The sequence below is a fragment of the Pseudoalteromonas sp. Scap03 genome (assembly GCF_013393115.1).
Classification (GTDB): domain Bacteria; phylum Pseudomonadota; class Gammaproteobacteria; order Enterobacterales; family Alteromonadaceae; genus Pseudoalteromonas.
Genome location: NZ_VDEU01000001.1, coordinates 2,215,732 through 2,241,633 on the forward strand (window position 1 = coordinate 2,215,732; position 25,902 = coordinate 2,241,633).

Consider the following 25,902-nt stretch of genomic DNA (forward strand, 5'->3'; position numbering starts at 1 on the left):
TTAAACCTGATATTTAAAGGAATAGTATTGATGTTTACTAGTAAGGCATATACAAAAAGCCCTATATTCGTTCAAAATATTTTATTAAGTAGTCGCGCATTTATACGTAAAAAACTTAGGGAAAATACAAACTGCGAAAGGCTGACTCAAAAACTACAAACTCACGAGTTTAACTATGAGTTATTAAAACAGTATAGTCATAAAGCGCTCAGTGCTGTAGTTACAAGTGCAAATGATGCTATTGATTATTATAAGGGAACTGGTCCTGATATAAACAATTACCCCTATATCGATAAACCAACAGTTAACAACCATAAAGACCAGTTTTTATCGCCTCAAAAAAAAGGCGCTGTAATTAATGGTGCAACAAGTGGTACAACAGGTGCGCCACTAGTTATCCCGCAGAGTATGAAGTCAGTTATAACCGAGCAAGCTTTTGTTAACCGAGGGCTTACTTGGGCAGGTTTTGAAAAAGGCGATAAACGAGCATGGATCCGTGGTGATATGATAGTACCGCTCGAACAAAAACAGGCGCCATTTTGGCGTTATTCTTATTTTGAAAATATGATTGTGCTTTCATCGTTTCATATGGCGCCTAAAAATTTACATTCATATATCAATGCAATGGTTGATTTTGGTGTACAAGTTATTCAGGCCTACCCTTCATCTATTGTTACGTTAGCTAAGTATTTAGAAATTAATAATGAATATTACCCAGGTGAAATAAAGTCGGTTGTTACTTCATCTGAATCACTAACTAAGGAAGATAAACACCTCATTGAAACGCGATTTAAATGTACGGTGTTTGATTGGTATGGATTATTTGAACGTGTAGCTGCTATTGCAAGTTGTGAGTACAGTCGTTATCACATATTAACAGATTACGCTCATGTTGAATTATTGCCAGCTGGTAAAACAGAGGATGGTCGTGATAGGGCTGAAATTGTCGGGACTAATTTTAATAACTCCCTTTATCCTTTAATACGTTATAAAACGGGTGATCACGTTATATTGTCAGAGGAAAAACATTGCCCCTGTGGCCGAGTATTTCCACTTGTTGATTCTATAGAGGGTAGAACAGGAGATTACCTAGTTGCTGAAGATCGGCAAAATGTGCATATATTAAATCATATACCAAAAGGTGTTGAAGGGTTATTGGGTGCACAATTTGTACAGAAAAAAGATCTGAGTATTGATGTTTGGGTCGTAGTAGATAAAACATTATTTAAAAAAGATCAAGAAGATAAATTAATATTAAACACAAAAGAAAGATTGGGTGCGTCTATTAAAGTTAGTGTAAAAACAGTTGATGCGATTCCAAGGACTAAAAACGGCAAAGTAAAGCAGGCTATAAGAGAGTTTTAACGTGAAAAAAACAATAAATTTAACAATAGCCACAGATAAAAACGGTCAAGGTGGTATTGCCACTGTATTAAATGTTTACGACAGTGAAGGCTTTTTTAATGACACAAATTCAGAGCTTTTAGCAAGCCATTCAACAAATACAGGTTTTGGCATGGCAGGCCAACTATTTAATTACTTACTTTGCATTATTAAGTTAGTTGCTAAATTAATAATTTATGATGTTGGGGTAGTGCATATTCATATGGCTTCTAGAGGGAGTTATGCTAGAAAATCAAAGCTAATAAAGCTGATTAAGTATTTTAATACAAAAGTAATTTTGCACTTACATGGTGCTGAGTTTAGAGATTTTTACAAAAATGAATGCTGTGAATCTAAAAAAGCACAAATAAGGTCAACTTTTAACTCTGTAGATAAAGTTATTGTTTTATCTACTCAGTGGCTAGACTGGCTTGATACTATACTTGATGATCCAAAAAAAGGGATAGTAGTTTATAACGCAGTGCCTAAATTAGAATTAGAAAAAGAAAAAACTAATAACTTTAATTTTGTATTTTTAGGCCGTTTAGGTGAGCGTAAGGGTGTATCTGACTTAATACATGCTTTTAAATATGTCGTTAAAGACCATCCAAACTCGAGGCTATTACTTGGAGGAGATGGTGAAATTAAAAAGTATCAAACTATGGTTAACGAACTTGAAATTAGTGAGTATGTTGACCTACTTGGTTGGGTTGCTGGCGATACAAAGATGAATACTTTAAAGAAAGCAGATGCATATGTTTTACCAAGTTATAATGAAGGTTTCCCAATGGGAGTGCTAGAAGCAATGTCATGTAACATACCTGTTATTGCCTCTACTGCAGGTGGGATTCCAGATGCTATTACAAATAACATTGATGGCTTACTTATTGACCCCGGTGATGTTGAAGCCTTAAAGATAGCAATGAATAGGTTAATTGAGTTCCCTATAGAAACAAAAAGAATGGAAAATGCTGCAAAGGAAAAATTTTTAAATAACTTTAGCCCTTCAGTAATTATTCCAAAGCTAAAATGTATTTATAAAGAGCTGGGAGCAATTTAGTAATGTTAGATAGTAACTATTGCAAAAAGCTATTACTTAATAAGGCAAAAATAGGAAGTTATGCTGGGCAAGATCCATTTGATGGACTCAATAGTAGATTATTTGAATTAATTCCCCGATTTAAACAAGGCATTGTAGGCCTTGCTTGGATTCAATTGCATAAACGTTTAGCAATTAACTTACGGCCAATATGTGGGGTGCCCAAAAAGCGCAACCCAAAGGGTATTGGTTTATTTATTTTAGGTTTATTGGAAGACTATAATGCAACCAATGAGCAAACTTATTTAAATGAAGCGATAAAGCTAGCTGATTGGTTATTGACCCAGCAAAGTGATAAATCTATTTGGCAGCATTGTTGTTGGGGTTATCACTTTGATTGGAATGCTCGTGCTTTTTTTGTACCTAAAGGTAAGCCAAACGTAATTACTACTATTTATGTTGCTCAAGCTTTATATGCGTTAAGTGAAATCACTAAAGACAAAAAATACTCAGAACCTGCAATTGATAGTGCACATTTTATTGTAAAAACATTATATAAAGAATGTGATGGTAGGCAGTTTTTTGGTTACATACCGGGTGAGACTGCATTTGTACATAATGCCAGTCTTTGGGGCGCTGCATGGGTTGCAAAAGTTGCCGTGCTGACTAACAACCAACATTACAAACAGCTTGCTTTAAATGCTGCAAGGCAGTCGGTAAGCGAACAGGGACTTGATGGCTCATGGGTATATGGTGCTCGCCATCATCATCAGTTTATTGATGGCTTTCATACCGGTTATAACCTAGAGGCATTGCGCTTACTGAGTGATGAATTACAAACCGATGAGTTTGAATCGGCAATTGCACAAGGCTTTACCTATTATAAAGCACATTTGTTTGAGCAAGATGGCACCGCAAAATATTACAATAATAATCGCTATCCACTCGATATGCACAGTGTATCGCAAGCTGTTTTTACACTATTAAAAGTAGGTAAAACCCCAGATGACTTTGCGATGGCCGAAAAAATAATTAACCGTGCTATTCAAACTTTATATATGCCTAAAAAGCAGCGTTTTATTTATCAAAAAAATAAGTACTTTACCAATAAAGTTGACTATGTGCGTTGGACACAAGCATGGGTATATTACTCGTTTGCTTATTTTAATCGACAAAAATCGAAAAACGCTAAAAATGCAGTTATTAAACAACTTTAAAAACGGACTCAACAATGAAACGTATTGAATTTTTAAAAGCACCAATGGATATTGCCACCATGCAAGAGACGGTGTCTTTTATTGAAAACAGAATTGAGCAAAAGCAATTTTTACAGCATGTTGTGGTTAATGTAGCCAAAATAGTTAATATGCAAAAAGATCCTGTTTTAGCTGAGTCGGTTAAAGCGTGTGAGGTAATTAATATTGATGGTATGGGTGTAGTGTTTGGTGCGCGCTTTTTAGGCCACGATATCCCAGAGCGTGTAGCGGGTGTTGACCTTTTTCATGAATTATTAGCTATGAGTGCCAAGCGTGACTTTCCTGTATTTTTACTCGGTGCTACCGATGAGGTAGTTAGCAAAACAGTAAGTAAAGTCAAAGCACAAAACCCTAATTTAAATATTGCTGGTTATCATGATGGTTATTTCTTTGGAAATAAAGAGGGGGATGATGAAGAAGCCGTGGTCACTAAAATACGCGAATCGGGCGCTAAGTTATTATTTGTTGCTATAACCTCGCCTAAAAAAGAAAATTTTATTAATAAGTGGCAAGACAAGCTTGGTGTTGACTTTGTAATGGGTGTTGGCGGTACGTTCGATGTTGTAGCAGGTAAAGTAAAGCGTGCACCACAGTGGATGCAAAAGGCCGGATTAGAGTGGTTATATAGGGTATTACAAGAGCCAGGTAGAATGTGGAAACGTTATTTAGTAACAAACTCAAAGTTTGCATATCTTTTGATTCAAGACAAGTTCTTTAAATTATGGCACGTATAAACTACATTGATAACATGAAAGCAATAGGAATTACGCTAGTTGTACTTGGTCATGCAGCTTGGTTAAATGGGGATTTTTATACTTTAATATACTCATTTCATATGCCTTTATTCTTTTTTTTATCAGGGTATTTGGCATCATCCAAACGAGAGGTTAAACTGTCATTAGTTAAACTATTCCAGCGCCTAATATTACCTTTTACTTTCTTTTTTCTTATTTCCTATTTATTTTGGTTACCACTGAACATTTTTAGTGATGGCCAAGCAAGTAAAATGGAATGGTTTGACCCTTTAAATCGTTTAGTGACATCTAAGGCTGATAGTTTTCATATTAATGGTGTTCTTTGGTTTTTTCCCTGTTTAATCATTATTTCATTAGCACAGATTATATTTTTTTCTGCATTGAAGCCAATATATAATTTCGTAATCACTTCAGGAATGCTTGTAATAATGTTGTTATTCAATGAGCTTATTTCGGAAAGATGGTTTTGGTCGATAGATTCTGCTGTTGTTGGTATGTTTTTTTATCAATTAGGTGTTCTAGTTAAAAGGGTTAACTTTTTAAGTTATGCAATGTTTAACAATGAATTTAAAATTTACTTAATTTTGTTATTTACCATTCCAATTTTTTATTATTTAGCGCTATTAAATGGCCGTGTAGATATAAGAGAGTTAAAGTTTGGTGTTTTCCCTATTTTGTTCCCTCTAATTGCTTGTTTAGGAATATTTATATTATTTTTGATTAGTAAAAAACTCAAACCTAGACCCACCTACCAATGGCTGGCAATTTCTTCAATAGTGATATTTCCGCTTCATTTAATTGTTTTTAGGTTTTTACATAAGATCGAGGTTAGGATCATCCCTAATACTTGGCATTTGTTTGATTTACTTCCTTATGTGAATACTTTAATAGCTATTTTCTTTTTAGTTTTTGTTTTTAGATTCATAAAATCTCAGGCGCCAAAACTTATAGGTTTATCAAATTAATTTAGTTGGGAGTTTAACAGCAGTAGTTTTATTCCCACCTCTATCCTTTAAAAAGAGTGAAGTATTTTCTCTTGGCGCATTCATCCTGCATGCAAGTCTGTTAACCTTATATTTACATTTATTAGTTATTAAATATCAATGTTTGCTTTTTTTTAAATTTTAATTTCTGTAAGTTATTGATTTTAACTTTTGTTCTTTCTTTGGAGTTACATAATTAGTACTTTTGTAGTGTTTTTTATTCCTTTTGATTTTGTTTGTGTATATAATGCTCACCAAGAGCTTGATGAATTAAATTTCGTTAAACAAATGACTTAAATTTGGTGCCTTTAATGCACTTTTTCATTTTGAGGGAAAAAATGACTAACTCACTACTAAAAACTAAAAAATTAAGTGCAGTGATCGCACTTGCTTTAGCCAGCTCTTCAACACTGGCTGCAGACTTAGGCGTAGCTAATAACTTTTCAGCATTTGTTTTTGACGATTTTAAATCGAACGTTGGCCGCGCTGACGGCGCTATAGCAGCTGGTAAAATCGATATAAAAGCATATAGCGTAGGCTTTTTACGCCCGTCTAATCCAAATGAATACTACTTAATCAGTGAATCAAGTATCGATTATAAAATAGGGCGCCAATTTGTTGGTAGCATGGTAGCCGGTGGTGGAACTGATGTTAGTTGGAGTGTTCAATGGGGCATGGAGCGAAACTCTAAAATAATGTCTAATCAAAACGAATCGGCCATGCCGTTCGACTTTGATGAACAAGAGCAATATTACAAAGATTTAAGCGCTGAGTTAGGTAAGCTTGATACTACTGGAACAGTACAAAGTAAATGGGGTGGCCTTTACTTAGAAGGCGACGGTCGCTCAGACACGCAAGTATTTAATTTAGATGCGCGCCAATTTGCTAAAGCTCACACTTTTAAAGTGTGGGGCATTCCTGCTGATGCAACTGTAATTTTTAATATTACAGGCGACGACAATATTAATGTTAAAGGCAAAAGTTTTTGGCGTTTGCGCAATCATGCAACTAAAACAGTATTTAACTTTACTAATGCAGAAAAACTCAATATTAAAGGTAATCGCTGGCAAGGAGTTGTATTAGCTCCTTACGCTGACATTAGAGGTGTTTATGGTACAGCCAAAATGCCTGTTATTGGCCAAAGCTTTTATGGTTCAATGGCGTTACTAGCCGGCGAGTTTAACGGTAATTTACCTGATTTAGCCGAGATTGCTACTCCATTTGAGATGGCGGAGAAATGGCACTGGAATTCTAGTGACTTTATGCCTGAATATAATCAAGTAATTTCCACGCCAGCAGTTGCTCAATTGAATGACGATAATGGCGATCGTGTCATTGATAGCAACGATATTGCTGATGTTATAGTGGTGGCATTTAAGAGAAGCGTAAATGCTCCAGGTTTAGTGCGTGCATTAAGTGGTGTCGATGGTTCAGAGTTATGGTCCTACGAGAATGGAGGAGTCTTCAGTGACTCGCGTAATTCAATTGCAGCGGCTGATTTAGATGGTGATGGTGTTGTTGAAATTGTTTTAAATGATTTCTCATCAGAGGTTGTCCAGGTTGTTAATAATTTAGGTTTTGTTAAGAAGGAGCTGACCAAGTCAGGTAAGCCTCTAGGTGCAGTTACTTTAAGTGATATTAATAACGATGGAGTAGTTGAAATTGTAACAGGTAATAATGTATTAAGTTACGAAACCGGTTTGCTCTACACAACTAATTGGTCGGCTGCTTCAATAACTTTTGACGCTGATAATAATAGCAGTCAAGAAGTTTTTGCTGGTGGTGGCTTGTATGATTCTTATGGTGCTCAATTATGGCAATATGGAGAGCCAGGAGCTGTATGGTTTAATTCAGTTGCCAATTTAGATGATGATTTAGATCCTGAAATAGTAACTAGTAACCCAAGCACTAACCTTGAAACCAGTGTTTTAGCTGTATTAGAGCATAATGGTAATGTTAAGTGGCAAATAACTAACCCTAATAACTTTGGCGGTGGGGTACAAGCTGTATCAACATTCCTCGGTGCCGACTCATTAGGAATTGTTTACGCAGGTTACACAGCAGTTGATATGTATAACACAAATGGTGATTTAGTTTGGACTGTTGCTAATGATGATGAATGGAGCGGTAAATTAGGTGTGAGTGCCTATGACTTTAATGGTGATGGTATCGATGAAGTTATTATACAAGACCACTATAAAGTAAGAGTGCTAAATGGCCTTAATGGCGAGGTGTTATCAACTGTCGCAAACTCTACAGCGTCACTTTGGGAATACCCAATTGTGGTTGATCTAGAGGGCGATGATAATGCAGAGCTGGTAGTTGTATCAAATAACACGGATGAAAGGTATAACATTAACAATGGTGTAACTGTGTATGGTGCTGCTGATAGTAGCAAGCCTTGGAAAAATGCAACACGTATCTGGAACCAACATTCTTATCACCAAACTAATATTAACCAAAATGGAACTGTACCAACGGTTGAATTGCCAAGCTGGTTAAACAACAATAGCTATCGCTCTAGTACGCTTAAATAAAAAGTATTTTGGGCAAATAAAAAGCCAATTATTTATAATTGGCTTTTTATTATAGGGTAGTTGTTTAAAATAACTGAAAATGTATTATTCACGCTTTATTTGAGGCTTTTTTGTCAAACCTACAGAATGATCCTGCTATTAGAAGCTTGCTAGAGCGAATGCCTAAAAGCATTCAAACGACCTTTACCGATGAACAATTAGCCCATTTAAAGATAGCCATTGGCGCTAGGCAGTGGGGTAACCACGCTGTTGACTGCAGAGGTGTAGTTAAACTTTTTAAATACCGATATTACTATGTTTTTTTGGCGGGTCGAAATAGGCGTGAACTAAGTGTAAAAGAGCAAAAAATAGCGAGGTTTACTCAAGCTATTATCTTAAGTTTGGCAGTTACGTTTACTATTTTACTTACATTGCTGGTTTTATATTTGATTAAATCGGCATTGGGTATTGATATTTTTGAAGGATACTCGTTTGGAGTTTGGAGTTGGTTTAAGGGCTTATTTAATTAAGCCTAAGTAAAGTGTGTGTATTCTCTTTAATACATATATTGGCAAAGCAATAGTTAGCTAAAAGACATAAACATGAATTTTAGTACTTTTGTCGTAATCAGCAATTGAACAAAATTAGCTAATACTATATCATCCCCGTGGATTTTGTGAGGTGCTACTCACACTGAATTAGCTATAAGGAATTAAGCGAAATGACATCTCCAAGGACTTTTAAACCTTCAGGTTCCTCTGATGCCAATTTTTACCGATTATTTGATATATTTGCATTGTTTTTAGCGTTTCAGTGCGCAGCCCTACTTTACAATTTTAAGCTCACTCCTATTTATGCCGCTTCTGCGCTTACGGTTGCGCTCAGCTATTTATATAGTGCTGAGCTCTTTTCTACCTATCGCTCTTGGCGCGCTGGCAAATTTAAACATATGGTGTTGTGTGCATGGGGCAGTGTGCTTATTGCATTCGCATTTTTACTGGTTGTTTCCTTTTTATTTAAGTTTAGCGAGTCGCTCTCTCGAGTGGGAATAGCTATTTGGTTTACGCTAAGTGTTACGTATTTATATATTTGGCGCTTGGGAGTGTACTTATATAAACGTAGTCGCCGTAAATTAGGCTTATCTCAACGTAATGTTGCCATTATTGGCGCAACCGAATCGGCCGCTTATTTGCATGCTGAGATTGTTAAACACGATGAGTTAGGCTTTAACTTTAAAGGTTTTTACGACGATAGAAATCCTGAACGCCTATTTGAACAACTGGAACATCAAGGTGTTGAAGGAACAATACAAAGCGCTGTTGATGCTGCTCGCAATGGTGAAATAGATATACTTTATATTGCACTGCCTATGAAAGCGCAAAAACGCATAGCTGATATTTTATTGCAGCTAGGTAATACCACGGTAGATGTGCACGTAGTGCCCGATTTTTTACTCTCAAACTTAATACACGCCCGTATTGAACATGTGGGTGATGTAGACACACTAAGTGTGTTTGAAGCACCATGTATTGGCGCCCATGAGTTTATAAAACGCACAGAAGATATAGTGGTTTCAGCTATTATTGTTACCTTAATTACCCCGGTTTTATTAGCGATTGCAGCCGCCATCAAGCTGACATCTAAGGGGCCTATTATTTTTAAGCAAGACCGCTACGGTTTAGATGGGCAAAAAATAAAAGTGTGGAAGTTTCGCTCTATGACAGTGACCGAAAACAGCGATGTGGTCACTCAGGCAACAAAAAACGATGCTCGCATAACACCGTTAGGTGGCTTTTTACGCCGTACTAGCCTTGATGAACTACCACAGTTTATAAATGTTTTAAAAGGCGACATGTCTATTGTTGGCCCTCGGCCTCATGCGGTGGCGCACAATGAAGAGTACCGCCAAAAAGTAGAATTTTATATGTTTAGGCATAAAACTAAACCGGGTATTACCGGTTGGGCACAAATTAATGGTTGGCGCGGCGAAACCGATACTTTGGATAAAATGGCCAAGCGAGTTGAATACGACTTACATTACATTAAACATTGGTCTTTATGGTTTGATGTGAAAATAATTTTTATGACAATTTTTAAGGGATTTAAAAGTGAAAATGCGTACTAATACAATTACCGCTTTACTTGTTGCGTTAGGGGTTTCTGCACCCTTATCGGCAGTAGAACTACAGCCTGGCAGTGTAATGACTAAAGATGGCGCAGAAATTACGCCAATGCTGCAGCTTGGTGTAAGTAGTAACGACAACTTTTTTATGACGCCGTCGGCCACACAAACACGTTTAATATGGAATATAGCGCCCAGTTTAAACGCATTAATTGAAAATGGCCCGGATAGTTATAAATTTGATATAGCATCAAGCACGTCGTTTCATAATAAAGACACTACAGATAATTTTACTCAAGTTAATCTAGGTGCTGGTGTGCATAAAGAGTTTACTAGCCAACACCGATTAGATATAACTGGTGACGCCGATTGGTTATATGAGCCTCGTGGTGGCGGATTAACTGAAGGGCAGGGCAGTGCGTTAGATGAGCTTGTAAATTATCAACAACAAAACCTAACGGCTCGCTATGAGTATGGCGCACAAAGCTCTAAAGCAATGCTTGCTATAACCGCAGGTTATTATAATAAAAATTACCAAAACTTTACGGCCATATCCCAATTTCGTGATTACGACAAACCAATGCTCTCAGTTACTGGTTACTATAATACCCAAGCTGGTACCCGTGCCTTTTTAGAGGTTAAGCAAGAAAACTACCAGTACGATGTAATTGATTCAAACGGTATTTCCCGTGATTCAAATGACGTTAAAGTATTATTAGGTATGGAGTGGGAAGCAACAGCGGTTACTACTGGTTCGTTTAAAGTGGGTTACCAAAATAAAGACTTTGAGTCGAACTTGCGTGATAACTTTAGTGGCTTAAGTTGGGAAGCGGCTGCAGTTTGGAAGCCATTGACTTATTCAACCTTGCAACTAGTTACTAGCCGCGCGGCTAAAGATCCACTACTTTCAGGCGATTACATTCGCGAAAGTGTTTACGGTGCAACCTGGCAACATGACTGGAGAGAATATTTAAGCTCGGTAGTAAGCGCTAATTACGTTGAACAACAGTACTCAGGTAACTTTAACCGTAAAGACAAAGTTAAAAATGTTCGCTTAGGCTTAAATTATTTAGCCAATAGCTTTGGCGTGGTAACCGGGTATGTTGATTTTATTGATCGTAATTCAACTCAAGCTGATATTGAATTTGACCGTGTTATTGTTGGCCTTAACTTTACATTTGCATTAAAGGGTAATGAATGAAGGTTAAAATTTTAGTTTGCCTAATATTATTATTCAGCTTTGGTAGTTTTGCGAGTGACTCGCAAAACTACATATTAGGCGCAGGCGACAAAATAGAAATTAAAGTGTTTGGTCAGCCTGATTTAGACGTAACCTCACTGCTTGGTAATAGCGGTGAGATTAACTACCCGTTTTTAGGAAAGGTTAAGCTTGTTGGGTTAAGCGTTTCGCAAGTTGAACAAACAATAATTAGTGGTTTACAGCCTGATTATTTAGTTAACCCTAATGTGTACGCGCAAGTGGTAGAATACCGCCCTTTTTACATACATGGTGAAGTTAAAAAGCCAGGTGGTTACCCTTACCAGCCAGCTATGACGGTAAACCAAGCGATAGCTCTTGCCGGTGGATTAACCGAGCGCGCCTCAGTTGATAAAATATTTATTTTTAAAGAGCAAACCAAACAGCAGCAACAAAAAGGTAGTTTAAATAGCCAAATTGCAGCGGGTGACACCATAAAAATAGAGCAACGCTTGTTTTAAGCGGTTTAAGGCAGTAATAACAAAATGAATACACACTCTGAAAAAACTAGCAACAACGAGGAAGTTATTGATTTAGGTGCTTATCTTAATGTTATTAAGCAAAGTAAATGGAAAATTTTAGGTTTTGCTATTGTAGTTACATTACTAACTATAATGGTTGCTTTAACTTTGGTGCCTAAGTATGTAGCCACAGCTACTTTATTAATTGAGTCGGAGCAAACCAAGGCTGTAAGCTTTGATGAAATATATGGCTTAGACTCTACAAAAAAAGAATATTACTTAACCCAGTTTGAAGTAATTAAGTCAAACAGCATTGCTCGTGAGGTAATTACTAAGCTTAATTTAAAAGAACACACTGACTTTATTGCTAAACCTTCGCTTACAGGTGAGTTAAAAGGTATGGTTAAGCAGCTGTTACCTTTTTTAAATAAAAAAGAAGGCTCTGTTCTTAGCGAAGAAGAGCAAGCAGAGCGAGAAATGCTAGGTCTGCTTGCTGCATTCAAATCGCGTTTGAGTGTCTCTCCTATAATGAAAACGCAATTAGTGCGTGTAAGTTTTGAGTCGAGCGACCCTAAGTTAGCAGCTTTAGTGGCAAATACGGTCGGTGAAGTTTACATAGAAAGCCAAATGCGCGCTAAAATGGGAATAACCCAGCAGGCATCTAGCTGGTTAAACACGCGTTTATCTGAATTGCGTATACAACTAGATAGCTCTGAAGTGCGTTTACAAGCTTACCGAGAAGCGCAAAAGCTGGTTGATATAGAGGGTATTGCTGGGCTTGTTACTCAAGAGCTTGAGCAAATTTCAAAGCAGTTAGTTGATGCTCGTGCGACTAAAAATAATCTTGAAAGCATTAACCGTGTAATTAACGAATATGGCAACGATAACATAGAGCTACTTGGTAGCATGCCCGAAATTACATCACACCGTGTTGTACAAGATGTTAAACGCGAAGTTGTATTGGTTGAGCGAAAAGTAAGTGAGCTTGGTGAGATTTACGGCCCTAAACACCCAAAAATGATTTCAGCTAAATCTGAACTTGCTACAGTTAAAACTAACCTTAACAAGCAAATTAAAGGCTTAATTACCGGTATTGAAAAAGAGCTAAATAGAACAACGCGAACTGTAAATGCGCTTGAGCGCGATTTAGCTAAAATTCGTGCTGAATATCAAGATATTACCCGTAAAGAAACCCAATATAACCAACTAAAGCGTGAAGTTGAGACAAACCGTAATATTTTTAATACCTTTTTGTCACGCTCTAAAGAAACCGAAGTAACTAGTGACTTTAGCTCAGCTGCAGCTCGTTTTACAGACCGTGCTTATGCTCCAAAAGACCCAAGCAAACCTAACAAAAAGCTAATTGTTATTTTAGCCTTTGTTGCTAGTTTTGGTTTTGCAGTAGTAATGACTTTTGTTTTTGATGCCTTAAACGACACAGTTAAAAATAAAAATGATGTAGAAAATAAACTCGCTCAACGTATGTTAGGGTTATTACCGCATGTTGCGGTACCTAAAAAGAGCTATTTTCCGATCCATGCTTATTTAGAGGATACCTATCGTCGTTTTGCCGAATCGGTACGCACCTTCCGCACTAGTTTGTTGTTAACTCATCTTGACCGAGCGCATCAAGTTATTGCTGTTACCTCTACTTCACCAGGAGAGGGTAAAACGACCACCTCTGCTAATTTAGCGATGTCGTTGGCACAAATGGGTAAGGTATTATTAATTGATGCAGATTTACGTAAACCAACGTTAGCTAAACGATTTGATATACCGGTATTTCACCCAGGTTTAAGTAATTTAATGATAGGCACTGAACAATTAGCGGAGTGTGTTCATGTTGATACGCAATCGGGTGTTACAATTATGCCGAGCGGACAAATACCGTCGAATCCACTTGAGCTATTATCAAATCCACGCTTTGCTGAGTTACTGAGCGATTTAAAAGCGCAGTACGACCATATTATTGTTGATACACCGCCTACACAAGCTGTGAGCGATGCATTGGTAATTGCGCAAAGTGTAGATTCGGTAGTTTATGTTGTTAAATCTGATATTACCCGTATTAAACCAATTACAGCGGGCCTTGAACGTTTATTTGAAGTAAAAGCGCACGTTGCCGGTGTGGTACTTAATAAGGTCGATATGAGTAAATCTAAAGATGAGCATAGCCATGGCTACTATGATTATTACGATTACTCACAGCAACCTGAAAAGCCACAAGCGTAACTAAGTTAGTTTATGATTGATATTCATACGCATATTTTGCCGAGTATTGATGATGGCGCTAAAGATTTAACAGAGTCTTTAGCGCTTTTAAAATTGGCTGAAAACGATGGTATTACGCATATGGTAGCAACGCCGCATATACATGTAGGCCGCTTTAATAATTCGATTTCTGTTATTAATGATAATTTGGCAAACTTACAACAAAATGCAAAAAATGAAGGGATTAATGTAAAATTAGCTGCCGCTGCTGAAGTACGTTTAGACGTAGAACTTATGGCAATGGTGATGGCTAATAAATTGCCTTTTATTGGTGAAATAGTAGGCAAAAATGTGCTGTTATTAGAGTTACCGCATTCACATATGCCGCAAGGCTACGATAAGTTTATTCAGTGGCTCGCCAAACAAAATATACGCGTTATTATTCCGCACCCAGAGCGTAATCGCGATATTCAGTCAAACCTTTATTACATTGAACACTTAAAGCAGTTAGGCTGCGACTTTCAGTTAACGGCATCGAGTATTGAAGGTGAGTGGGGAGAAAGCGCACAAACTATAGCGTTACAAATGTTAAAAGATGGGTTAGTAAACTATGTTGCCTCTGATGCTCATTCAGTAAAACGTCGACCGCCTATTTTAAGCCAAGCTAGAAAAACAGTAGCGCAATTATTAGGTGAAGAGCAGGCCACAACGCTTTTTGTAACTAACCCGCTGCAACTAACCGAGTGTTTATTTAATGACTAAATTAAACATGTTCAAGGTAGTGCCTGCTGTTATTTTAGCCATGATAGTACTTGTTATTGCTTATACAAGTATGCAAAGTATGCGCGCAAATGCGTGGTACTTTAATGCCCTAAATATTGTGCAAGAGTCCGGTGGCGCTTTGTCTGGCTCATCGCTTCAGGCAGCAGAAAATGCGATTACCTTGGCTACTAATATGGACCCTGAGCATCCTCATTATTGGCACTTTTTAGCCCATATAAAAATGCTAGGTTTAGCCGGTATTGATACAACATCAATTGAGCAAACCGAACATACTCAGCAAACATATCAACAAGCTGAGCAAGCGTTGTTAAAGTCGGTTGAGTTAAGGCAAACTTGGGCACTAACCTGGATAAGCTTGGCGCAAGTTGTCAGCTATCAAGAGGGGCCTACCGAGCGGGTATATAATTATATTCAGCAAGCTAAAAAAGTTGGCCCATATAAGTTAGATGTTCACTTAGGTATTATTCAAATTGTGTTAATGCACTGGAATGAACTACCCCCCATCTACAAAGCCCTTTATGTGAACGAGCTTAAATTAGCCTCTAAATATGGTTATAAATTTAATAAAATTTTTAGCATGGCTAAAGAAATGAACCGTTTACCAATTGTGTGTTTATCGCTTCAATTTGGAACTCATTTTGAGGCGGTTAGAGGCAGTTGGATGTTTAATAAATACTGTGGTTAAAAAAATAAAGGGGCTAGGGATTAGGTGGTAGGTTTTAGGCTTATCCTCGAAACCCGACTACCAAAACATGAAGTTTAACTTCTGTAATCACAGCACTTCTTAGTTTTCTTTGTACATAATTTCCTGAAAATCTTATTGCACTGAGAGAAGCGAATGAGGAGTAAATGAGAAAACATTAACGATTAAGACCCTTATTAATGAAAGCTTTCTGTTTTTATCACTTCCTCTAAAGCGCAGCGTCTCTTAGCCCTCTCTGTGCATAAATTCTTTAATGATCTAATTGCACTGAGAGAAGCGAATGAGGAGTAAATGAGGAAACATTAACGATTAAGCCCCTTATTAATGAAAGCTTTCTGTTTTTATCACTTCCTCTAAAGCGCAGCGTCTCTTAGCCCTCTTTGTGTATAATTTTCTTAAAGATCTAATTGAACTGAGAGAAGGGAATGAGAAATAAATGAGAAAATAAAGCCACTAACCTAAGTGATTAATTTTTTTTCACCACTTCCCAAAGCGTAGCGTCTCATTGCTAAAACCTAAAACCTAAAACCTAAAACCTAAAACCTAAAACCTAAAACCTAAAACCTAAAACCTAAAACCTAAAACCTAAAACCTAAAACCTAAAACCTAAAACCTAAAACCTAAAACCTGTTTTAAAGACAAAAAAAGACCCAGAGCTATAAGGAACTCTGGGTTATAGAGGGGCTCATATGTGAGCCCTGCGCTAACTAAAGACACTTTCAGATTCTTAGGGAGAAGAAGAAAGTTATTTAAGTATAGTCAAAAGCTTCAAAAATACACATTTTTGCTCATTTTTTATACTGTAATAATTACAGTGGGTTACAATTGTTATGCACACTTAAGTTAGAGTTTACTCCCAGTTTATTAACTGCGTGTTTTGCACCAAATCTCTAGGTAGTGAGTTTTTAACCTTATTTTTTTGCCATTTTCCTAAACCAATAGGGCAACCACATAAGGTTAGGATCACTTCGCCAGTTGCCTTAACAACTTCATCCAAACGAATGTCTTTGCCATTAAAGTAATCACTGGCCTGCTGATTGTTTAGTTCCAGTACATTGCTTTTACATTGCTTACCAAATACGGTGGCAAATTCATGGGCGAGGCGCACGCCATTTTTATGAATAGCGCCTATCTGAATACCTAACCGCGCGTATTTTATTTTGTTTTGTATTGCTTCAAATTCATCTGGGAACAGCCAAAGCTCTTTGTCGCGTTGCATTAAAGTGCCTGGTAGACTCGTTAAACCAAATTGCTTTTTGAGAGAGCTCATAAACGCACTTTGCTGTTTACTATCAAAATCAGTAAAGGGGAATGCGCCTTTTTTAACTTTTAGATTTTGGTTTTCGCAGCTGCTGTGTTTTTTAAATTTAGCAATAAAAAAGCCTTCACTGTCGAAGGTTTGCGGCCAAACATGTAAGTAACCCTCGTCTGTAGTGGCTTTTTCGGCGCCAGGGAAAAGGTCATTTAAAGGCTCTGGCGCGATGTATTCGCCAAATTCTTCTAGCAATGCATCACACACTTGCTGGTTTTCGAGTGGGGTTAATGTACAGGTTGAATACACCAGCGTGCCGCCAGGTTTAAGTGCATAAAATGCACTTTTAATCAGCTCTTTTTGTACTTGGGCAATGGTAATGTTTGATTCGATAGACCAATTTTTTAGTGCATCGCTGTCTTTACGAACTGTGCCTTCACCCGAGCAGGGCGCATCAAGCAAAATACTATCAAAGCATTCAAACATATAATTACCAAATACCACGCCATCAAAATGCGATAACGCACAATTACCAACACCCATGCGCTTTAGCGTGGCACTAAGTACTTTTAAGCGCGATGACGACAGCTCATTTGCAACCAATACACCTTGATTGTTCATTAGTGCAGCTAGTTGTGATGTTTTAGAACCCGGCGCAGAGGCCATATCGAGTACTGTGCTACTAGTTTGCAGGCTGTGCTTTAGTGCCATTGGCGGCAACATTGAGCTTGCTTCTTGTACGTACATTGCGCCGCTTAAGTGTAAGTCGGTATTACCTAGCGCTAAATTTTGCTCTTCATCGTTTGGGCGCACTAGCCAAAAACCTTCATCGCACCAGGGTATGGCAGTGAGTTGCCAATTTTTTTGAGCTGCGTGGCGTTTAAATTCTTCAACACTCATTTTTAATGTATTAACGCGAACAGACTTACGTAAAGGTCGACGACAGGCATTTAAAAAATCATCTAAGGTAAGGTGCTCAGGCAGATAAGTTTTTACGTCATCAATAAATTGCTCTGGAATATAAGTGTTAGCGTCCACGATTTGGCTCATACAATAAAATTTAAAGCCGGATAATAGCATTTTTGACGATTTTTTTCAGTGTTAAAGCCGAAATAGTAGCACTTTGAAAGTGTCGACACCTTATTATGAAAAACGCATTTAATACTAAAAATTATTATACTTTTAGCTAATGCTGTCGACAATTTGATGGTTTTTTACTCATTCTTAGTGCTTTTAGGGTTGACACTGTTAGCTAATAAGCACATAGTTAACCCATAAATTGTCGACAATATAAAAATACTTTATGACACAGCACTTTTTAAACGACACTGCAGTTACAACCGCTTCCGATAAAGTGTTTGTAGATATGCGCCGCGAAATTGTAGAAGGCAGCATTGCACAAGGCAGTAAAATATCAGAGCCAGAGCTTGCAAAGCGTTATGGTGTAAGCCGTGCAACCCTCAGAGAGGCATTAAACCGTTTAGAAAGTTGTTACTTAGTCGAGCGCAAAGCCAATATAGGTTGTCGTGTTGTGGCATTAACCGCAGAGCGTTTAATTGAGGTGTATCAAGTGCGCAGTGCCCTTGAAGGACTTGCATGTAGGTTAGCTGCCGACAATATGGAACCAGATGAAGTTCAAGGTTTGAAACAATTACTGAATCAGCATTTGCATACTCAGCGTGTTAAAGAGGGTGAGTCGTACTATCAAGAAGCAGGCGACTTAGACTTTCATTATCGCATAATCAAAGGCAGTAAAAACGCTCACTTAATTCATTTGTTATGCCACGACCTATACCAGTTAATAAGAATGTACCGTGTGCAAATGGGCATGGTTGGGCCACGCGTATCGAAAGCGTTTGACGAACATTTAGCGATTATGAACGCCATAGAAAATCATGATGGGGAGCTGGCCGAAATGCTAATGAAGCGCCATATCAGTGCTTCCCAAGCAAATATACAAACAAAATTTGATGGATATCAATCAGTACAAGCTACTCAAAATGAAATGGCTAACTAGATTCTGTTGATCTTTGCGGATTAAATTTTGAAAGGTCAATAGACCCTAATACAGATGTAACATTATTAAAAAATACTAAGCTGCCAAAGAGCAGCCCCGTTCAAAGTTAGGAGAAGGTAATGTCAGCAGGATTAAAATTTAAACAGGCAATTGCAAATAACCACCCGTTACAAGTTGTGGGTACTATTAACGCGTATACCGCAATGATGGCTGAAAAAATGGGCCATCAGGCTATTTACTTATCGGGTGCAGGTGTGGCTAATGCCTCATTTGGTATGCCAGATTTAGGCATGACTAGCCTTGATAATGTGCTTGAAGATATTCGCCGTATTACCGGTGCTAGCGATTTACCATTATTAGTTGATGCCGATACAGGCTGGGGCGGAGCATTTAATATTGCCCGTACCGTTAAAGAAATGACCAAAGCGGGTGCAGCAGGCTTTCATATTGAAGACCAAGTAGCACAAAAGCGTTGTGGTCACCGTCCTAATAAAGAAATAGTTACCCAAGCTGAAATGGTTGACCGCATTAAAGCCGCAGTAGATGCCAAAACTGATAGCGATTTTTACATTATGGCGCGTACTGATGCATTTCAAAAAGAAGGCTTAAATGCAGCAATAGACCGTGCAGCTGCCTGTGTTGAGGCGGGAGCCGATGCCATTTTTGCAGAAGCCGTTCACGACCTTGCTGATTACCACGCATTTAGCAAAGCGATTAATGTGCCGATTTTAGCCAACATTACCGAGTTTGGCCAAACCCCAATTTATACCAAAGAGCAGTTGAGCGATGTGGGTGTAGAAATGGTGCTTTACCCACTAAGTGCATTTAGAGCTATGAATAAAGCGGCACTCAATGTTTACTCGGCTATTTTGAATGAAGGGTCGCAACAAAGCCAAATTGAAAACATGCAAACGCGTGCAGAGCTTTATGACTTTTTAGATTATCACTCGTACGAAAACACGCTAGATAACCTTTTTTCAGCAAAATCTGACAAATAATAAAAATCCAACAGGAGACAAATCATGGTAGATAAAGCATTAGGTGGCGCAGGCTTACGTGGCCAAGTAGCAGGACAAACAGCATTATGTACAGTAGGGCAAACAGGCTCAGGTTTAACTTACTGTGGTTACGACATTAGCGAACTGGCTGAAAAAGCGCAGTTTGAAGAAGTGTCGTTTTTACTTTCTCGCGGCGAGTTACCAACCACAACAGAGCTGGCAGAGTACAAAGCTAAACTTAAAAGCTTACGCGGTTTACCTGAAGCACTAAAAACAGTGCTTGAGAACATTCCTAAAGACGCACACCCAATGGATGTAATGCGTACCGGTTGTTCTATGCTAGGTAACCTTGAAATGGAAAATGATTTTAGCGAAGCAAACGATGCGATTGACCGCATGGTGGCAATTTTCCCAAGTATTATTTGTTACTGGTATCGTTTTACTCATGACGGTGTTCGTATTGAAACACAAACTGATGATGACTCAGTAGGCGCACACTTTTTAACGCTATTACATGATAAAGCACCAAGCGAGTTATTTGCACAAGTGATGAATGTTTCACTAATTTTGTACGCAGAGCATGAGTTTAATGCATCTACCTTTACCGGTCGTGTGTGTGCATCAACGCTTTCTGATATTCACTCATGTGTTACTGGTGCAATTGGTACCTTACGTGGCCCACTGCATGGTGGTGCAAACGAAGCCGCAATGGATATGATTGAAAGTTTTACTAGTGCTGATCAAGCTGAAGACGCGCTAATGGGCATGCTTGAGCGTAAAGATAAAATTATGGGCTTTGGTCACGCTATTTACCGTGAGTCGGATCCGCGTAATGTAATTATTAAAAAATGGTCTGAAAAATTAGCCGCAGAAGTGGGTGACGATGTGCTTTACCCAGTATCAGTTCGCTGTGAAGAAGTAATGTGGCGTGAGAAGAAGTTATTCTGTAATGCCGATTTCTTCCATGCATCGGCGTACCACTTTATGGGTATTCCTACTAAGTTGTTCACGCCTATCTTTGTAATGAGCCGAGTAACCGGTTGGACAGCACACGTAAAAGAGCAACGTGCAAATAACCGTATAATTCGCCCAAGTGCCGATTACACAGGGCCAGATGCGCGCAGCTACACGCCAATTGAATCAAGATAAACATATAGTCCATACAAAAGGTGAGTTACCAACTCACCTTTTACGGCTTTAGCAAATTATGCAAACAATATACCTTCAAATCTAAAGCCTGTCTTGATTAACCCCGTCACCAAATTAGCGAATTTATTATGACCATTATTAATAACACTCAATACCGTAAGCCATTACCAGGCTCAAATGTAGATTACTACGATACCCAGGCCGCAGTAGATGCCATTAAACCAGGTGCTTACGCCACACTGCCTTACAGTTCGCGGGTATTTGCCGAAAACTTAGTACGCCGTTGTGAACCCGATATGCTAACCGATGCGCTTAGCCAAATTATTGAGCGCAAGCAAGACCTAGATTTCCCATGGTATCCGGCACGCGTTGTATGTCACGATATTTTAGGGCAAACCGCTTTAGTTGATTTAGCGGGTCTGCGCGACGCTATTGCTGCAAAAGGCGGCGATCCTGCAAAAGTAAATCCGGTTGTGCCAACACAATTAATTGTCGATCACTCGTTAGCGGTAGAGCATGCAGGCTTTGACCCTGAAGCATTTGAGAAAAACCGCGCGATTGAAGATAGACGTAACGATGATCGTTTTCATTTTATAAACTGGACAAAAACTGCGTTTAAAAATATTGATGTGATCCCGCCGGGCAATGGCATCATGCATCAAATTAACCTTGAAAAAATGTCGCCGGTTATTCAAAATCGTGATGGTATTGCATTCCCAGACACGCTAGTAGGTACCGACAGCCATACACCGCATGTTGATGCATTAGGTGTTATTGCTGTTGGTGTGGGCGGCCTTGAAGCCGAAAGTGTAATGCTTGGGCGCGCATCGTACATTCGTTTACCCGATATTGTTGGCGTAGAGCTTACCGGTAAACGCCAACCGGGCATTACTGCAACCGATATTGTATTGGCTATTACCGAATTTTTACGCGAGCAACGTGTGGTATCGACTTACCTCGAGTTTTACGGTGAGGGTGCTGATGCACTAACCCTTGGTGATAGAGCGACTATTTCGAACATGACCCCAGAATTTGGCGCAACCGCGGCTATGTTCTACATTGACGATAAAACTATTGATTACTTACGTTTAACAGGTCGCGACGAAGAGCAAATTGCACTAGTAGAAAACTACGCTAAAACAGCAGGGCTATGGAGCGACAGCTTAAAAACAGCACATTACGACCGTGTGCTTAAATTTGATTTATCGAGCGTAGGGCGCAACATTGCAGGGCCTTCAAATCCGCACCGTCGTGTATCTACTAGCGACTTAGCTAAAGAAGGTATTTCGGGCGTTGTTGAAAACGAAGAAGGCTTAATGCCAGATGGCGCGTGTATTATTGCCGCTATTACTAGTTGTACTAATACCAGTAACCCACGTAATGTAATTGCTGCAGGTTTATTGGCGCGTAACGCCAATGCAAAAGGTTTAATGCGTAAACCTTGGGTTAAAACCTCATTGGCACCGGGTTCTAAAGCAGTGCAATCGTACCTTGAAGATGCAAACTTATTACCAGAGCTAGAGCAACTTGGTTTTGGTATTGTTGGTTTTGCCTGTACCACCTGTAACGGGATGAGTGGTGCACTAGATCCTAAAATTCAACAAGAAGTAATTGATCGCGATTTATACGCAACAGCGGTGCTTTCGGGTAATCGTAACTTTGATGGTCGTATTCATCCGTATGCTAAGCAAGCATTTTTAGCGTCTCCACCGCTTGTGGTTGCTTATGCAATTGCCGGTACCATCCGTTTTGATATAGAAAAAGATATCCTCGGTAAAGATCAGCAAGGTAACGATGTAACCTTAAAAGATTTATGGCCATCTGATGAAGAAATAGATGCAGTGATCAAGCAAAGTGTTAAGCCTGAGCAGTTTAGAAAAGTATACGAGCCAATGTTTAACTTAACCGTTGATTACGGCGAAGATAACGACCCATTATACGATTGGCGCCCTGAAAGTACGTATATTCGTCGCCCTCCTTATTGGGAAGGTGCATTAGCAGGCGAGCGCAGTATGAGTGGTATGCGTGCATTAGCGGTACTTGGCGATAACATTACCACCGATCATTTATCACCCTCTAATGCGATTATGGCAAGCAGCGCTGCAGGTGAATACTTAACTAAAATGAACGTGCCAGAAGAAGATTTTAACTCGTACGCAACGCACCGAGGCGATCACTTAACCGCACAACGAGCCACGTTTGCAAACCCTAAACTATTGAATGAAATGGTATTGGATGAAAACGGTGAAGTGAAGCAAGGATCGTACGCGCGCATAGAGCCAGAAGGTGAAAACACGCGTATGTGGGAAGCCATCGAAACCTACATGCAACGTAAGCAACCGCTTATAATTGTTGCCGGTGCTGACTATGGCCAAGGTTCGTCGCGCGATTGGGCGGCAAAAGGTGTTAGGCTTGCTGGTGTTCAGGTTATTGCAGCTGAAGGGTTTGAGCGTATTCACCGTACTAACCTTATTGGTATGGGTGTGCTACCACTGGAGTTTGCTGCAGGTACAACCCGCAAAACACTTAGCCTAGATGGTAGCGAAAGCTATGATGTTAAGGGCGAACCAGCACCAGGGGCAACTTTAGAATTAGTGATTACCCGTAAAAATGGTGAAGTAGTCACTGTGCCAATGAAATGCCGATTAGATACGCAAGAAGAGCTCTCTATATATGCTGCGGGTGGTGTGTTACAACGCTTTGCGCAAGACTTTTTAGAAGCCACGCAAGCATCATAAGGACGCATTTTTATGTTTAAACCACAAATTAAAGTGCCAGCGACTTACATGCGCGGCGGCACCAGTAAAGGCGTGTTTTTTAATTTAACTGACTTACCTGCACCTGCCCAAGTGGCAGGTGAGGCGCGCGATAGCTTATTATTGCGCGTTATTGGTAGCCCCGATCCTTATGGTAAACAAACTGATGGTATGGGTGGCGCAACCTCAAGCACCAGTAAAACCGTTATTTTAAGTAAAAGTGAGCAACCCGATCACGATGTTGATTACTTATTTGGTCAAGTCGCGATTGATAAAGCGTTTGTAGATTGGAGCGGTAACTGCGGTAATTTAACCTCTGCTGTAGGCGCGTTTGCCATCAGCAATGGTTTAGTCGATAAAGGTAGAGTGCCTGATAATGGCATTGCTATTGTGCGTGTATGGCAGGCAAACATTAAAAAAAGCATTTTAGTGCATGTACCCATGACCAATGGTGAAGTACAAGAAACCGGTGACTTTGAGTTAGATGGTGTTACCTTTCCTGCTGCTGAAGTAAAGCTGGAATTTATTGACCCTGCTGATGGTGATGGTGCGTTATTCCCGACAGGTAATGTGGTTGATGATTTAGAAGTTCCAGGCGTAGGCACGTTAAAAGCAACCATGATCAATGCTGGTATTCCGACTATTTTTATAAATGCAGCGGATATTGGTTACACCGGTACAGAGTTGCAAGGTGATATTAATAGCGATAATGCGGCGTTAACTATGTTAGAAAGCATTCGTGCCCATGGTGCAGTGAAAATGGGCTTAATTAATAATATTAATGAAGCACAAGCACGTCAACACACACCTAAAGTGGCATTTGTTGCTCCAGCAAAAGACTATACAGCCTCAAGTGGTAAGCACATAAATGCCAGCGACATAAGTATATTGGTTCGCGCGATGTCGATGGGCAAGTTACATCATGCAATGATGGGTACAGCAGCCGTTGCTATTGGCACAGCAGCCGCGATAAAAGGCACCTTAGTTAATGTAGCCGCTGGTGGTGGAGCTATTAATGAAGTTAACTTTGGACATCCTTCGGGCACATTAAAAGTGGGTGCAGAGGCGATTTTGACAGATGGCCAATGGCAGGTTAGCAAAGCAAGTATGAGCCGCAGTGCCCGTGTGTTAATGGAAGGCTGGGTAAGAGCGCCATTTGATTTTTAAACATTGTTTAATAGCTGATGGCTTTGAGAGCATCAGCTTTATAGTTACCATGTAGTTTAAAATAAATCGTTAATTACCCTAAGTTATAGCATTGTTGTTTTTTATGAGCGATAAAACGTTCAAAAGTATTGTTTTTACGCATAATGGCAATTTCATCGTTGATGTCAGCTAAAATAGATTGCCAATTAGATGTATCTTTACTTACTGAAAAATGCAGATTTTTGTACTCAATACTTGGTGATAATGCAACGAGTGCATTTAGCATCACTTTTTTATCTCTATTTGATAAAGGTGACTTGTAAACGCTGGCTTTAAGTACTTCTAAATCGGCAACAATAAGCTCGACGCGACCGTTTAAAAGCAAGTGAATGAGTTGATACTCACTGTTTGCAACAATGGTTTTTACTTTGCCTTGGCTAATCAGTTCATCGAGTTCGTCACTATTTTTATATGAGCGAACTACGCCCATAACCCGATTTTTTACAGAGTTAATACTGCCATCGTAGTCAATGGTGTGATCTTTAAGTGCAACAAACGATAAATCGCCACCTGGAATAGGTTCTGATAGCGCTAATAACTGATTGCGTGTTTTGGTTAAAATATTTTCAGATATGACGTCGTCGGCAATATAGTACTCAGGGAATAATATATCGGCTTTGCCTAGCTCTGCTTCACGAACTGCACGCGCCCAAGGGTAAAACTCAATATGAACGCCATAACCACGCTTAACCAGCATGCTAACTGTAAGCTGGTAAAGCCAGCCTTTATTGCATAGGTTATCGTCTATATAAGGAGGCCAGTTGAGTGTAACTAAACGAAGTACGGTATCAGCATTTAGATTATAGCCATAACCACTTTTATATTTTTTACCTGGAAGAGTAATATTTTTATCGTCAACATTGTAGGTTACAGGCGCAGGATCTGCGTAAGTAAAGAAGGATAAAAGTAAGGCAACGACTAAAAATATTCTCATAAGGATAATGCATTTTTATATGTGCACTTAAGTTTAGTGGGTTATCTGGAATAAACAACTTAAATGTTCTCAGTATTCAAACAATATAAGTATAGCCTTAAAAAGCGATAGCTATTAATA

General features: G+C 39.0%; 20 protein-coding genes. 18 read left to right on the top strand and 2 right to left on the bottom strand.

The genetic code is table 11. From position 1 onward, the window contains the following. The first annotated feature begins 30 nt into the window (after nt 1–30). From FHG08_RS10100 to FHG08_RS10160, 13 genes are all read left to right on the top strand, one after another. Complete coding sequence (locus FHG08_RS10100; RefSeq protein WP_178955785.1) at nt 31–1,365, top strand: phenylacetate--CoA ligase family protein; 1,335 nt, start codon at nt 31–33, stop codon at nt 1,363–1,365. Nucleotide 1,366: 1 nt separating this feature from the next. After that, nucleotides 1,367–2,443 (top strand): glycosyltransferase family 4 protein, encoded by a 1,077-nt coding sequence (locus FHG08_RS10105; RefSeq protein ID WP_178955787.1) that lies wholly within the window; start codon nt 1,367–1,369, stop codon nt 2,441–2,443. 2 nt (nt 2,444–2,445) lie between these two features. Then, nucleotides 2,446–3,639, top strand: a complete 1,194-nt coding sequence (locus tag FHG08_RS10110; RefSeq protein WP_178955789.1) for an aspartate-semialdehyde dehydrogenase — start codon at nt 2,446–2,448, stop codon at nt 3,637–3,639. Between the two features lie 14 nt (nt 3,640–3,653). Further along, nucleotides 3,654–4,412, top strand: coding sequence for a WecB/TagA/CpsF family glycosyltransferase (locus FHG08_RS10115; protein ID WP_178955791.1), 759 nt, complete (start codon nt 3,654–3,656; stop codon nt 4,410–4,412). Further along, entirely contained in the window at nt 4,400–5,398 is a 999-nt protein-coding gene (locus tag FHG08_RS10120) for an acyltransferase family protein (protein WP_178955793.1), read from the top strand. Before FHG08_RS10115 ends, FHG08_RS10120 begins: the two co-directional genes overlap by 13 nt. A 356-nt stretch (nt 5,399–5,754) precedes the next feature. Next, the gene (locus tag FHG08_RS10125) at nt 5,755–7,953 is read left to right on the top strand and encodes a choice-of-anchor A family protein (RefSeq protein ID WP_178955794.1); all 2,199 of its coding nucleotides are present in this window, start codon (nt 5,755–5,757) and stop codon (nt 7,951–7,953) included. A 110-nt stretch (nt 7,954–8,063) separates the two neighbouring features. Beyond that, nucleotides 8,064–8,462, top strand: coding sequence for a 3-phosphoshikimate 1-carboxyvinyltransferase (locus FHG08_RS10130; protein WP_178955796.1), 399 nt, complete (start codon nt 8,064–8,066; stop codon nt 8,460–8,462). 191 nt (nt 8,463–8,653) lie between these two features. Continuing rightward, on the top strand, nt 8,654–10,057 hold the full coding sequence (locus tag FHG08_RS10135) for an undecaprenyl-phosphate glucose phosphotransferase (protein WP_178955801.1): 1,404 nt from the start codon (nt 8,654–8,656) through the stop codon (nt 10,055–10,057). Beyond that, entirely contained in the window at nt 10,041–11,255 is a 1,215-nt protein-coding gene (locus FHG08_RS10140) for an outer membrane beta-barrel protein (RefSeq protein WP_178955803.1), read from the top strand. Before FHG08_RS10135 ends, FHG08_RS10140 begins: the two co-directional genes overlap by 17 nt. After that, complete coding sequence (locus tag FHG08_RS10145) at nt 11,252–11,773, top strand: polysaccharide biosynthesis/export family protein (protein WP_178955805.1); 522 nt, start codon at nt 11,252–11,254, stop codon at nt 11,771–11,773. Before FHG08_RS10140 ends, FHG08_RS10145 begins: the two co-directional genes overlap by 4 nt. Before the next feature lie 24 nt (nt 11,774–11,797). Beyond that, nucleotides 11,798–14,005, top strand: coding sequence for a polysaccharide biosynthesis tyrosine autokinase (locus tag FHG08_RS10150; RefSeq protein ID WP_178955806.1), 2,208 nt, complete (start codon nt 11,798–11,800; stop codon nt 14,003–14,005). A gap of 12 nt (nt 14,006–14,017) precedes the next feature. Continuing rightward, nucleotides 14,018–14,746, top strand: a complete 729-nt coding sequence (locus tag FHG08_RS10155; RefSeq protein WP_178955807.1) for a tyrosine-protein phosphatase — start codon at nt 14,018–14,020, stop codon at nt 14,744–14,746. Continuing rightward, nucleotides 14,739–15,452 (top strand): VpsP family polysaccharide biosynthesis protein, encoded by a 714-nt coding sequence (locus FHG08_RS10160; protein WP_178955809.1) that lies wholly within the window; start codon nt 14,739–14,741, stop codon nt 15,450–15,452. Before FHG08_RS10155 ends, FHG08_RS10160 begins: the two co-directional genes overlap by 8 nt. 868 nt (nt 15,453–16,320) lie before the next feature. Here FHG08_RS10160 and rsmF read toward each other — a convergent pair. Further along, on the bottom strand, nt 16,321–17,760 hold the full coding sequence (gene rsmF / locus FHG08_RS10165; RefSeq protein ID WP_178956848.1) for a 16S rRNA (cytosine(1407)-C(5))-methyltransferase RsmF: 1,440 nt from the start codon (nt 17,758–17,760) through the stop codon (nt 16,321–16,323). 265 nt (nt 17,761–18,025) lie between these two features. Here rsmF and FHG08_RS10170 point away from each other — a divergent pair, with 265 nt between their 5' ends. From FHG08_RS10170 to prpF, 5 genes are all read left to right on the top strand, one after another. Then, nucleotides 18,026–18,739 carry a GntR family transcriptional regulator gene (locus FHG08_RS10170; RefSeq protein WP_178955811.1) on the top strand — a complete coding sequence of 238 codons (714 nt, stop codon included), beginning with the start codon at nt 18,026–18,028 and terminating at the stop codon, nt 18,737–18,739. A 119-nt stretch (nt 18,740–18,858) separates the two neighbouring features. Then, nucleotides 18,859–19,737: a methylisocitrate lyase gene (gene prpB, locus FHG08_RS10175; protein ID WP_178955812.1), complete on the top strand. Its 879-nt coding sequence runs from the start codon at nt 18,859–18,861 to the stop codon at nt 19,735–19,737. A gap of 24 nt (nt 19,738–19,761) precedes the next feature. Further along, a complete protein-coding gene (gene prpC, locus FHG08_RS10180; RefSeq protein ID WP_138609386.1) occupies nt 19,762–20,886 on the top strand; it encodes a 2-methylcitrate synthase in 1,125 nt (374 codons plus the stop codon). 128 nt (nt 20,887–21,014) lie between these two features. Continuing rightward, on the top strand, nt 21,015–23,624 hold the full coding sequence (acnD, locus tag FHG08_RS10185) for a Fe/S-dependent 2-methylisocitrate dehydratase AcnD (RefSeq protein ID WP_178955813.1): 2,610 nt from the start codon (nt 21,015–21,017) through the stop codon (nt 23,622–23,624). A 12-nt stretch (nt 23,625–23,636) separates the two neighbouring features. After that, complete coding sequence (gene prpF, locus FHG08_RS10190) at nt 23,637–24,809, top strand: 2-methylaconitate cis-trans isomerase PrpF (RefSeq protein ID WP_178955814.1); 1,173 nt, start codon at nt 23,637–23,639, stop codon at nt 24,807–24,809. Nucleotides 24,810–24,882: 73 nt separating this feature from the next. Here prpF and FHG08_RS10195 read toward each other — a convergent pair whose 3' ends face one another. Beyond that, entirely contained in the window at nt 24,883–25,782 is a 900-nt protein-coding gene (locus FHG08_RS10195; protein WP_178955815.1) for an ABC transporter substrate-binding protein, read from the bottom strand. Nucleotides 25,783–25,902 lie beyond the last annotated feature (120 nt).

What these genes read in the sequence shown, in the direction of transcription:
- FHG08_RS10100 (WP_178955785.1), top strand. Translation starts at nt 31, where the DNA reads ATGTTTACTAGTAAGGCATATACAAAAAGCCCTATATTCGTTCAAAAT.
- FHG08_RS10110 (WP_178955789.1), top strand. Translation starts at nt 2,446, where the DNA reads ATGTTAGATAGTAACTATTGCAAAAAGCTATTACTTAATAAGGCAAAA.
- FHG08_RS10115 (WP_178955791.1), top strand. Translation starts at nt 3,654, where the DNA reads ATGAAACGTATTGAATTTTTAAAAGCACCAATGGATATTGCCACCATG.
- FHG08_RS10120 (WP_178955793.1), top strand. Translation starts at nt 4,400, where the DNA reads ATGGCACGTATAAACTACATTGATAACATGAAAGCAATAGGAATTACG.
- FHG08_RS10125 (WP_178955794.1), top strand. Translation starts at nt 5,755, where the DNA reads ATGACTAACTCACTACTAAAAACTAAAAAATTAAGTGCAGTGATCGCA.
- FHG08_RS10135 (WP_178955801.1), top strand. Translation starts at nt 8,654, where the DNA reads ATGACATCTCCAAGGACTTTTAAACCTTCAGGTTCCTCTGATGCCAAT.
- FHG08_RS10145 (WP_178955805.1), top strand. Translation starts at nt 11,252, where the DNA reads ATGAAGGTTAAAATTTTAGTTTGCCTAATATTATTATTCAGCTTTGGT.
- FHG08_RS10150 (WP_178955806.1), top strand. Translation starts at nt 11,798, where the DNA reads ATGAATACACACTCTGAAAAAACTAGCAACAACGAGGAAGTTATTGAT.
- FHG08_RS10155 (WP_178955807.1), top strand. Translation starts at nt 14,018, where the DNA reads ATGATTGATATTCATACGCATATTTTGCCGAGTATTGATGATGGCGCT.
- FHG08_RS10160 (WP_178955809.1), top strand. Translation starts at nt 14,739, where the DNA reads ATGACTAAATTAAACATGTTCAAGGTAGTGCCTGCTGTTATTTTAGCC.
- FHG08_RS10170 (WP_178955811.1), top strand. Translation starts at nt 18,026, where the DNA reads ATGACACAGCACTTTTTAAACGACACTGCAGTTACAACCGCTTCCGAT.
- prpB (WP_178955812.1), top strand. Translation starts at nt 18,859, where the DNA reads ATGTCAGCAGGATTAAAATTTAAACAGGCAATTGCAAATAACCACCCG.
- prpC (WP_138609386.1), top strand. Translation starts at nt 19,762, where the DNA reads ATGGTAGATAAAGCATTAGGTGGCGCAGGCTTACGTGGCCAAGTAGCA.
- acnD (WP_178955813.1), top strand. Translation starts at nt 21,015, where the DNA reads ATGACCATTATTAATAACACTCAATACCGTAAGCCATTACCAGGCTCA.
- prpF (WP_178955814.1), top strand. Translation starts at nt 23,637, where the DNA reads ATGTTTAAACCACAAATTAAAGTGCCAGCGACTTACATGCGCGGCGGC.
- FHG08_RS10195 (WP_178955815.1), bottom strand. Translation starts at nt 25,782, where the DNA reads ATGAGAATATTTTTAGTCGTTGCCTTACTTTTATCCTTCTTTACTTAC.